Raw genomic sequence first — 9,526 nt, 5'->3', positions numbered from 1 at the left:
GGCGTGCCAGCAAGTGTGCGTCCGGGGTTTGGCGAGGGAATGGTCGTGGGGATACGACGTCATGGTTCGGTCCTTGAACAGTGTTGCTGACAGGATATTTGCGAATAACTGGTTATCTGCAAAACCGACTCGGTCTTTAAGACCAGTCGTCCGGTTCTGCAAGAAAAGGTGGCACATTGATATCTCAGATTAGACGAGATTGGCGAAATGTCGAGGTGACCTGACCTACGGAAAACCCGTGGCGAGGAAGCTTGCTCCCGCTGGACTGCGCAGCAGTCCCAGCCACCGGTCTGATTTCCCGGCGATGCCAAGTCAAAAAGCGGGCCGCTTCGCGACCCAGCGGGAGCACGCTTCCTCGCCACAAAAGCGGACATCTTCCGAAACATAACGAAAGGATTGAGCTAAATTACCCGCAACAGATTTCGAACCTGCCATCGAGCCCCCATGCCCACCCAGTCGCTCTGGAAAACCTACCTGCTGTTCCTGGCCCCCATGGTCCTGTCCAACTTCCTGCAATCGATGTCCGGTACGCTCAACAGCATCTACATCGGCCAAATGCTCGGCACCCAGGCCTTGGCGGCGGTGTCGGGGATGTTTCCCATCGTGTTTTTCTTCATCGCGTTGGTGATTGGCCTCGGCGCCGGGGCAGGGGTGCTGATCGGGCAGGCGTACGGCGCCGGCGAGACGGGGACCGTGAAGGCAATTGCAGGCTCGACCCTGTTGCTGGGGGCGATCATCGGGTTGGCGGCGGCGATCCTTGGCAGTGTCTTTGCCCGCGAGGGCCTGCAAGGACTCGGCACGCCCGCCGATGTGCTGGATGACGCGGTGTCCTATGCGCGGGTGATGATGTGGATTTTGCCGATGCTGCTGGTGTTCGTGCTGTTCACCCAGTTGTTGCGCGGTGTCAGCGATACCGTTTCGCCGCTGCTGGCGTTGCTGGTGTCCACCAGCGTCGGGATGCTGCTGACGCCGGTGCTGATCCGTGGCTGGCTGGGTTTTGCGCCGATGGGCATCCAGAGCGCGGCATTGGCGGGGCTGGTGGGCACCGCGTCGGCGATGGCGATGCTGGCGTGGCGCCTGAACCGCCGGGACCATGCCCTGGCGCCAGACCGTGCGCTGTTCGCGGCGATGCGCCTGGACAGGGACATCCTCGGCAAAGTGCTGCGCATCGGCTTGCCCACCGGTTTGCAAATGGTGGTGATCTCGCTGTCGGAGCTGGCGATCCTGGCCCTGGTCAATCGCCACGGGTCCCAGGCCACGGCGGCCTACGGCGCGGTGACGCAGATCGTCAACTACGTGCAGTTCCCGGCGCTGTCGATTGCCATCACCGCTTCGATCCTTGGCGCCCAGGCCATCGGCGCCGGACGCCTGGAACGCCTGGGGCCGATCCTGCGCACCGGGATGTTGATCAATGTCTGGTTGACCGGTGGGCTGGTGCTGCTGGGTTACCTGTTGTCCCGTTGGTTATTGGGACTGTTCATCACCGACCCGGCGGCGCGGGTCCAGGCTGAACATTTATTGCACATCATGCTGTGGAGCCTGTTGGTGTTCGGGTTCCAGGCAATTATCGGCGGCATCATGCGCGCCAGCGGCACGGTGCTGGTGCCGGTGGCGATCTCGATTTTCTGCATTATCGGCGTGCAGGTGCCGGCGGCCTACCTGCTGGATGCCCACTTCGGCCTTCAAGGCGTGTGGATGGCGTTTCCGGTGGCTTACCTGAGCATGTTGGTATTGCAGACGGTGTATTACAAACGGGTCTGGCAGCATCAGCGGATCGAGCGGTTGGTGTAGACCGGCCCAAGCTGGAACCCCTGCGGAAGCGAGCGTGCTCGCGATAGCATCGACACGTTCAATTTTGATATAGGCTGACAGACTGCCATCGTCGGAACGCCGCCCGGAGCAAGCTCGCTCCCATAGTTTTGGCCACCTTCTTCCCGTCATCCACGAGGATCCCGATGTCCGTAGAACACCCCTCCATCGCCTACCGCGCCTTCCTCTTCGACATGGACGGCACGCTGCTCAATTCCGTCGCCGCCACCGAGCGGATCTGGACCCGCTGGGCCATGCGCCATGGCCTGGACGTGGCGAAATTCTTGCCGACCATTCATGGCGTGCGCGCCGTCGACACGGTCGCCCGCCAGAACCTGCCTGGGATAGATGCGCAAGCCGAGGCCGCGCAGCTTACCGTTGAAGAAATCGAGGACGTGGAAGGCGTGGTCGAGGTGCCCGGTGCGCTGGCGTTTCTCAAACGCCTGCCGCCGACCCAATGGGCGATCGTCACCTCGGCGCCGATGGCCTTGGCTTTACGCCGCATGGAAGCGGCCGGGATCCCGCGACCCGAGGTGATGGTGACCGCCGAAGACGTGAGCAGCGGCAAACCGAACCCCGATTGCTATCTGCTGGCCGCGCAGCGCTTGCAAGTGGCTCCAGGGGAATGCCTGGTGTTCGAGGATGCCCAGGCCGGGATCAAGGCCGGCGAGGCGGCGGGCATGGATGTGATGGTGGTGACCGCCACGCATACGCACCCGGTGGTGACGTTGCATTCGCAGGTCGAGGATTACCTTGGGCTGGGAATCGCGGTGGATGACGGACTGATGCGCCTTTCAAACCACCGCTAGGAACCCGTGGGAGCAGGGTCGCTCCCACAGTTTTACCTCAACGATTCCAGGATCAGGTCACCACCCGATAGCACGGCACATACGCCGCGCCGCCCGGCAGTTTCATCCGGTGCTGGGCGACGAAGGCTTGGAGCAGGCGGTCGAGGGGCTCCATGATGGCGGGGTCACCGTGGATCTCGTACGGGCCGTGCTCTTCGATCAGGCGGATACCCTTGTCCTTGACGTTCCCCGCCACGATTCCCGAAAACGCCCTGCGCAGGTTGGCGGCCAGTTCGTGGGACGGCAGGTCGCGGCTCAGGCCCAGGCTGGCCATGTTTGCATGGGTCGGGTCGAAGGGGCGCTGGAAACCTTCGTCGATTTTCAGCAGCCAATTGAAGTGGAAGGCGTCGTTGCGCTCGCGGCGGAACTGCTTCACTTCTTTCAACCCCTGGGTCATTTGCCGCGCCACTTCGGCCGGGTCGTCGATGATGATCTGGTAGTGCTCTTGCGCGGCTTCGCCCAAGGTCGCGCCGACGAACGCGTGCAGTTGATCAAAATACGGCGTGGCGCTTTTAGGCCCGGTGAGGATCACTGGGAAGGGCAAGTCCTGGTTGGCCGGGTGCATGAGAATGCCCAGCAGGTAGAGGAATTCTTCCGCGGTACCGGCGCCGCCCGGGAAAATGATGATGCCATGGCCGACGCGGACGAAGGCCTCCAGGCGCTTCTCGATGTCCGGCAGGATCACCAACTCGTTGACGATTGGGTTCGGTGCCTCGGCGGCGATGATGCCCGGCTCCGTCAGGCCCAGGTAGCGGCCGCCGTGAATGCGCTGCTTGGCGTGGGCGATGGTGGCGCCTTTCATCGGGCCTTTCATCACGCCCGGGCCGCAGCCGGTGCAGATGTCCAGGCTGCGCAGGCCCAGTTCGTGGCCGACTTTCTTGGTGTACTTGTATTCTTCGGTATTGATCGAGTGACCGCCCCAGCACACGACGATTTTCGGCTCCACGCCAGGGCGCAGGGTGCGGGCGTTGCGCAGCAGGTGGAACACGTAGTCGCTGATGCCTTGGGATGAGCTCAGGTCGATGCGCTGGCTGTCCAGCTCGTTCTCGGTGTAGACGATGTCGCGCAGGGCGCTGAAGAGCATTTCCCGGGTGCTGGCGATCATCTCGCCGTCGACGAACGCATCGGCCGGCGCGTTCAACAGTTCCAGGCGCACGCCGCGGTCCTGTTGGTGGATGCGGATTTCGAAGTCCTTGTAGGCTTCCAGGATGGTCTTGGCATTATCGACATGGGCGCCGGTGTTGAGGATGGCCAGGGCGCACTGGCGGAAAAGATCGTAGATGCTGCCGGAACCGGCTTCGCTCAGTTGTTGCACTTCGCGCTGGGACAAAGTCTCCAGGCTGCCCTTGGGGCTTACCGAAGCGTTGATTACCTGTCTTTGAGTCATTCAGCTTTCCTTGAAAACGATGCCGCTCGCACTATGGCGGCATCTTGAAAAAACGTCCACGCGGGAAGATCGCACGATCCTTGCGGTATCGCCATGGACTTTGATCCGGATCCGTCGGGTCGGTTGCAACACAAAATGGGCCCCAGCATAGCTAAATCGACCGGGCAGGCGATAATGCGCGAGTCTTTTCACGCCACACAAGGAAATTGCGACGCGATGTTCGAGATCAAACCGTGGGACGCCGCCGAGTATCGGCAACAGACCCGCCGCAGCACGCTCATCGTGGCCGTGGTGTTCTTGGCGCTGGCGATGCTGCTGTCCAGTCTGGCCGTAATGCTGTTCGGTACGCCGGGGGGCGATAATTTACGCTTCAATGTCGGGGGCGTTTTCGCTGCCGTATTGGTCATGGCCGGGCTGATGCGCGGGTATTTCTGGTCCCAGCCGTGGATGGCGGCGGCAGTGTACGGTTGGCAGCTCAAGCGCAGCCTGATGAGCATCACCAACGTGATGCACCAGGTGAAAGCCGGTGTACAGGCCCAGGATCCGGCGGCCATGAAGCTGCTGCGGTTTTATCACTTGGGCCTGGCCCAGATGCACCTGCTGGACGCCAACTCCAGCGACCACGCCTCGTTGATTCGCGAGGCCGACGAACATCTGGAAACGATGCAGGCGCTGGGCCTGGCCCCTGACCAATCGCGTCTGGACACGGCCTGGATCGACACGGTGAAACAGGCCTACAGCGAGCGCCGATAACGCCACTCATCGGTTGCCTTGGGTAAAAAATAAAACCCAGGTGCCGGGACGCCTTTCTCATGAACAGTCATGGGAAGGAGAGTCGAGATGACTGGAAAGATCGTTCAGGGAACCTGGGCCATGCTCTGCGCGGCTACGGTCGGATTGGCAGGTTGCGCGGGCGATAACAGCCAGTCGCCGGTGGATGCGCCAGGCGCCGCGAAAACCCCGACCACCGCGACACTGGAAGCGGGGGCCGGGATCATGCAGAACAAACCCCCGTTGCAAGCGTTGGATACCTATCTTGATGGCTTCCATTTCTACAACGGGCGAATGTCCGGGCAAATGGAAGCGCATCACTACTGCACGGCCCTCAACGAAGAGGTGTTCCAGTGCGCCATCTACGATGCCAATACTGCCAAGGCCAAACTGATGGGCGTGGAATACATCATCAGCAAGCGCTTGTTCGAAGGCTTGCCTGCCGCCGAAAAGCAGCTGTGGCACAGCCATGTACATGAAGTGAAGTCAGGCCAACTGGTCGCGCCAGGCATCCCCGAAGTGGCGGAGACGCGCTTGATGAAAAACCTGGTCAGCACCTACGGCAAGACCTGGCATACCTGGCACACCGAGCAAGGCAACGCGCTGCCCTATGGTGTACCGCAACTGATGATGGGCTTCACTGCCGATGGCCAGATCGATTCGCAGTTGGTGGGCGAGCGCGACCGGCGGATGGGCATCGACAGCGAAGCGAAGAAACATGCCCGCGAATCGATCAACGCGCCGGTAATCGACCCTGGCGCGGATGCCTGGCAGAAAGGGCAGGTGTGGCAGATCAAGGATCCGACGGGGCATGCCCATTAAAGTAGTTTCAAAGATGCTTTTGTGGCGACGGAGCTTGCTTGCGCTGGGTTGCGGAGCAACCCCAGGGCTATCAACTTGGAAATATATAAGTAGTTAGGGCGGCTGCGCAGCCCAGCGGGCGCAAGCTCCCTCGCCACGGAGGGGCAGGGAGCGGAAATAAGGGGGGTAAAACGAATTACGGCTGTTTGAAATGCCCCGGAACATCATGTTCCGTTTCGTTTGGCTTAGTTCTTTTCTGAACTTGCACGTCACTGATCTTGAGGCTCTTAAGTTCAGTGAAGGTCACCCTCAAGAGTGCCTCGGCTTCTTCGGGGCTCAGCGTCTCGGTGTCACCCGCCAGCACCCGGCTATCGGGTTGACCGTCGGCGATGAAACTGACAATGAATCGATCCTGGCTCATTCGCTACCTCGACAGTTCAAGCGCCGGGACGCAGCAGAGCTGCGCCCCAACGATTCTCCGGGTTACGACTTCCTGCCGCCGCCGTGGCTGCGTTCGCCACCTTTGCGGCCAGCTTCAGAAGCTTTCTCCCGGTCATTTGCGAAGTTGCCGCCGGAAGCGTGTCCGCCTTTCTTGCCGGCTTCGGATGCTTTCTCACGGTCGTTTGCGAAGTTGCCTGGGTTTTTGTTTCCGCTATTAGCCATTTCGAGAATCCTCATTTTGGTTAAGCGAGTAAAACGTGCCTCGCAATACTGTGAAAGAAAACGGCAGAAGGAAGTTTAGAAAAAACGTTTCGCTGGCGACGAACGGTCGATATTTATATAAGTCCATGGCGAAACCTATACAACCGTTTCGCTTGAACTTATACAGCATCGATTTTGTTAATTAAGTAAGTCGCGGCAAATGGTATTTATCCATCGAATTTCAGTCTTCCCCGCCGCTCACTTTCCAATGCTTGGCTTCAGGCGCAAACACCACCTGTTCAACCCGATGCGCTATGCCGAAGGCCAGCGAGTTTTCCGCTGGGATCACCCTCTCCTCGGCGCAAAGGCATTTGAAGATGTCCAGCTGCGTGGCGGCGCCGGCGGTTTCCTTGACGTAGATTTCCACGTACCGCGCCACGTCGTTATCCAGACTGGACAGGTATTCGCGCAAGCGCGAGTGGTCCACCGACTTCTGGCCGAAATACCAATTCATCGGGTGGATCAGGAAGCGCGAGTGGGGCGTGGTGGTGCGGTCGCTGGCGGCCAGGTACATGACGATGCCCATCGACTCGATGTTGCCGGCGTTCACGGCGCGCACTGGCACGGGGAGTGACTTGATGAAGGTGTAGAGGGTGAATCCGAAGTTGGTGCTACCGCCGACCGTAGAGAGGTTGAGCATCAGCGAGTCGGCGCCTTTTTCAATGGCCTCCAGACAGTTGTCCCGGAAGCGCTCGGTGGTTCCCTGATCGATCTGGCAATGGAAATGGACGATGTGTTCGGACATCTGAAACTCCTCTCGACGTCACGCGTTGACGAGTCTGCGGTTCGGCGGCTCTGTACAGTTGGGAGTCCGCCGGCTGTCGGATGTTCCACTTCCGTAACACGCTTATCGAGTCCGGCAACGAATCGATCGCTTCGGTCAACAGGCTTCGACGGCCTGGGCCATGCGTTGCAGGAACATCGTCAGTGCGGCTTCTTGCGGACTGAGGCCTTTGCGCACCCGGGGCTTGGGCAGCTCATGCAGCACACCGCGCATGAAGCCTTCCACCACGGCCGGGTGGATGTAGCATTTGCGACAGACGGCAGGGGTGTTGCCCAACTGCCGGGCGACCTGTCTGACCATCTCGGCCACGTGCCGCTTGGCCTCGGTTTCGGTTTCCCATTGCAGTGTGCGCAGTCCGTCCAGGGCGGCCGCGCTGCCCGCCCAGGTGCGGTAGTCCTTGGCGGTGAAATCGGCACCGGTGAGCGTCTTGAGGTAGGCGTTGATATCCGAAGACGTGATGGCGTGACGCTCGCCGTTTTCGTCCAGGTACTGGAACAGGTTCTGCCCGGGGATCTCCTGGCAACGCTTGACGATCCGCGCCAGGCGCCGGTCCTTGACGGTGATCTGGTGTTCGATGCCGCTCTTGCCGCGGAACTGGAACGCGATGGCGCTGCCGTTGACCGCGACATGCTTGTTGCGCAACGTGGTCAGGCCGTAGGAGCGGTTGTCCCGGGCGTATTGGGTATTGCCGACGCGGATCAGGGTCACGTCGAGCAAGGTGATGACCGTTGCCATGACTTTGTCGCGGCTGAAGCCGGGGGTGGCGAGGATCTCCTCCAGGCGCTTGCGTAACCGGGGCAGGGTGCGGCCGAATTCCAGCATGCGCGAATACTTGTCGGCATCGCGCACTTCGCGCCAGCGCGGATGATAACGGTACTGCTTGCGCCCACGGGCATCGCGGCCGGTGGCCTGCAGATGGCCCCGCGGGTCGGTGCAGATCCAGACATCCGTGTAGGCCGGCGGAACGGCCAAGGCATTGATGCGCTGGATTTCGGCTGCGTCAGTGATGCGCTCGCCCGAGGGATCGAAATAGCAGAATTTGCCCCGCAGTTTCCTGCGGGTGATGCCCGGCGCCGTGTCATCGACGTAATGCAAGTCGGCCGGGAGCGCATCGGGCAGCGGGGTGTCGGGCATGGTGGATCCTTGGCAATGAATTCAGTTGGCCTGTGAATTCATTGACCGCTGGCCGTTGCGGTCGTGCCGAGATTCTCATCTCACCCAATCGACCTTGTGGGGCGAGACTGCTCGCGAACGCTTTAGACACCGTCCTATTATTGGAAACTGGCTCGCCGTCTTCGCGAGCAGGCTCGCTACCACAGGGATCTTCTTTGCGCAGAAAGGCTACGCCAACACCGCCACAGCCTTGATCTGCGCCCACAACACTTGCCCGGGATGCAGCTTCAACTGGTCGCGTGAATACCGGGTGATTCGCGCCAGCAGCGGTGTGCCGGTGGCTTCCAGGCGGATCAGCACATGGGCGGCGTTGTCACTGGCCAGTTCGCTGACGACCGTCACCGGCAACCGATTGAGGATGCTGGTCTGCGCATCGTTTGCCAGGCTCAGGCTGACGTCCCGGGCCTGGACCTTGAAACGCAGCGGCTGCCCGACAGCCAGGGGCGTGTGGGTGACCCGCACGTTGAGCTGGCTGTCGGGCAGGGCCAGGGTGAGCAACTGATAGTCCGGGTCGTAACCGACGACTTTGCCCTGGATCACCACGCCCGCGTCATCGCCCATGGCCAATGGCAGGTCGAGCCGGGCCAGGGTCTCGCCGATCGGCCCGCTGGCCAAGGCACGCCCGGCCTCCAGCAGTACGATGTGATCGGCCAGGCGCGCCACTTCGTCCTGGGAATGGCTGACGTACAACACCGGGATGTCCAGTTCATCGTGGAGCCGTTGCAGGTAAGGCAGGATCTCATTCTTGCGTCGCGTATCGAGGGCCGCCAAAGGCTCATCCATCAGCAACAGGCGCGGGCTGGTCAGCAAGGCGCGGGCGATGCCGACGCGCTGGCGCTCGCCGCCGGAGAGGTTGTGCGGTGGCCGGTCGAGCAGGTGGCCGATGCCCAGCAGTCCTGTCGCGTGGTTGATGTCCACGCGCCGTTGCGCCGCGGCAACGCGCTTGAGGCCGAACAAGAGGTTGTCGCGTACCGACAAGTGATCGAACAGGCTCGCCTCCTGGAAAACGTATCCCAGCGCTCGCTGGTGAGGCGGCACGAAAACCCCACGTTCGCTGTCTTGCCACACCTCGCCATTGACCTCGACGAAGCCCAGCGTCGGCCGGTCCAGTCCGGCGATGCAGCGCAGGCAGGTGGTCTTGCCGGAGCCGGATTCGCCGTACAGCGCTGTCACCCCACGGCCAGGCAATTGCAGATCCAGGTCCATGGAAAAATCGCCACGCTCGAGTTGAAATCTCGCCTGGATCATCGA

At 61.2% G+C, this 9,526-nt stretch carries 10 protein-coding genes; 4 read left to right on the top strand and 6 right to left on the bottom strand.

All coding sequences use genetic code 11. The features are described 5' to 3' along the window. The first annotated feature begins 444 nt into the window (after positions 1–444). Positions 445–1,791, top strand: coding sequence for an MATE family efflux transporter (locus tag JZ00_RS01955; RefSeq protein WP_039592951.1), 1,347 nt, complete (start codon positions 445–447; stop codon positions 1,789–1,791). 164 nt (positions 1,792–1,955) lie between these two features. Beyond that, entirely contained in the window at positions 1,956–2,618 is a 663-nt protein-coding gene (locus JZ00_RS01950) for an HAD family hydrolase (protein WP_039592952.1), read from the top strand. A gap of 52 nt (positions 2,619–2,670) precedes the next feature. Here JZ00_RS01950 and ppnN read toward each other — a convergent pair whose 3' ends face one another. Next, positions 2,671–4,044 carry a nucleotide 5'-monophosphate nucleosidase PpnN gene (gene ppnN, locus JZ00_RS01945; RefSeq protein WP_039592953.1) on the bottom strand — a complete coding sequence of 458 codons (1,374 nt, stop codon included), beginning with the start codon at positions 4,042–4,044 and terminating at the stop codon, positions 2,671–2,673. Between the two features lie 216 nt (positions 4,045–4,260). Between ppnN and JZ00_RS01940 the strand changes: the two genes are divergently transcribed. Both JZ00_RS01940 and JZ00_RS01935 read left to right on the top strand, forming a co-directional pair. Continuing rightward, positions 4,261–4,797, top strand: coding sequence for a DUF3087 family protein (locus tag JZ00_RS01940; RefSeq protein WP_039592954.1), 537 nt, complete (start codon positions 4,261–4,263; stop codon positions 4,795–4,797). Between the two features lie 87 nt (positions 4,798–4,884). After that, positions 4,885–5,637 (top strand): OBAP family protein, encoded by a 753-nt coding sequence (locus tag JZ00_RS01935; protein ID WP_039592955.1) that lies wholly within the window; start codon positions 4,885–4,887, stop codon positions 5,635–5,637. 175 nt (positions 5,638–5,812) lie between these two features. On the opposite strand, the gene JZ00_RS01930 is transcribed toward JZ00_RS01935, so the two are convergent. From JZ00_RS01930 to modC, 5 genes are all read right to left on the bottom strand, one after another. Beyond that, entirely contained in the window at positions 5,813–6,037 is a 225-nt protein-coding gene (locus tag JZ00_RS01930; protein ID WP_039592956.1) for a hypothetical protein, read from the bottom strand. A gap of 62 nt (positions 6,038–6,099) precedes the next feature. Then, on the bottom strand, positions 6,100–6,279 hold the full coding sequence (locus JZ00_RS01925; RefSeq protein ID WP_003182983.1) for a con-10 family general stress protein: 180 nt from the start codon (positions 6,277–6,279) through the stop codon (positions 6,100–6,102). A 220-nt stretch (positions 6,280–6,499) separates the two neighbouring features. Further along, complete coding sequence (locus JZ00_RS01920; RefSeq protein ID WP_039592957.1) at positions 6,500–7,063, bottom strand: ATP-dependent Clp protease proteolytic subunit; 564 nt, start codon at positions 7,061–7,063, stop codon at positions 6,500–6,502. A gap of 135 nt (positions 7,064–7,198) precedes the next feature. Beyond that, positions 7,199–8,236 (bottom strand): DNA topoisomerase IB, encoded by a 1,038-nt coding sequence (locus tag JZ00_RS01915; protein WP_039592958.1) that lies wholly within the window; start codon positions 8,234–8,236, stop codon positions 7,199–7,201. Between the two features lie 207 nt (positions 8,237–8,443). Continuing rightward, positions 8,444–9,523 carry a molybdenum ABC transporter ATP-binding protein gene (gene modC / locus JZ00_RS01910; RefSeq protein WP_039592959.1) on the bottom strand — a complete coding sequence of 360 codons (1,080 nt, stop codon included), beginning with the start codon at positions 9,521–9,523 and terminating at the stop codon, positions 8,444–8,446. Positions 9,524–9,526 lie beyond the last annotated feature (3 nt).

Origin of the sequence: Pseudomonas frederiksbergensis (assembly GCF_000802155.2) — a bacterium.
Lineage (GTDB): Bacteria > Pseudomonadota > Gammaproteobacteria > Pseudomonadales > Pseudomonadaceae > Aquipseudomonas > Aquipseudomonas frederiksbergensis_A.
This window is presented reverse-complemented; position numbering and strand designations above follow the sequence as displayed.

What these genes read in the sequence shown, in the direction of transcription:
- JZ00_RS01955 (WP_039592951.1), top strand. Translation starts at nt 445, where the DNA reads ATGCCCACCCAGTCGCTCTGGAAAACCTACCTGCTGTTCCTGGCCCCC.
- JZ00_RS01950 (WP_039592952.1), top strand. Translation starts at nt 1,956, where the DNA reads ATGTCCGTAGAACACCCCTCCATCGCCTACCGCGCCTTCCTCTTCGAC.
- ppnN (WP_039592953.1), bottom strand. Translation starts at nt 4,044, where the DNA reads ATGACTCAAAGACAGGTAATCAACGCTTCGGTAAGCCCCAAGGGCAGC.
- JZ00_RS01940 (WP_039592954.1), top strand. Translation starts at nt 4,261, where the DNA reads ATGTTCGAGATCAAACCGTGGGACGCCGCCGAGTATCGGCAACAGACC.
- JZ00_RS01935 (WP_039592955.1), top strand. Translation starts at nt 4,885, where the DNA reads ATGACTGGAAAGATCGTTCAGGGAACCTGGGCCATGCTCTGCGCGGCT.
- JZ00_RS01930 (WP_039592956.1), bottom strand. Translation starts at nt 6,037, where the DNA reads ATGAGCCAGGATCGATTCATTGTCAGTTTCATCGCCGACGGTCAACCC.
- JZ00_RS01925 (WP_003182983.1), bottom strand. Translation starts at nt 6,279, where the DNA reads ATGGCTAATAGCGGAAACAAAAACCCAGGCAACTTCGCAAACGACCGT.
- JZ00_RS01920 (WP_039592957.1), bottom strand. Translation starts at nt 7,063, where the DNA reads ATGTCCGAACACATCGTCCATTTCCATTGCCAGATCGATCAGGGAACC.
- JZ00_RS01915 (WP_039592958.1), bottom strand. Translation starts at nt 8,236, where the DNA reads ATGCCCGACACCCCGCTGCCCGATGCGCTCCCGGCCGACTTGCATTAC.
- modC (WP_039592959.1), bottom strand. Translation starts at nt 9,523, where the DNA reads ATGATCCAGGCGAGATTTCAACTCGAGCGTGGCGATTTTTCCATGGAC.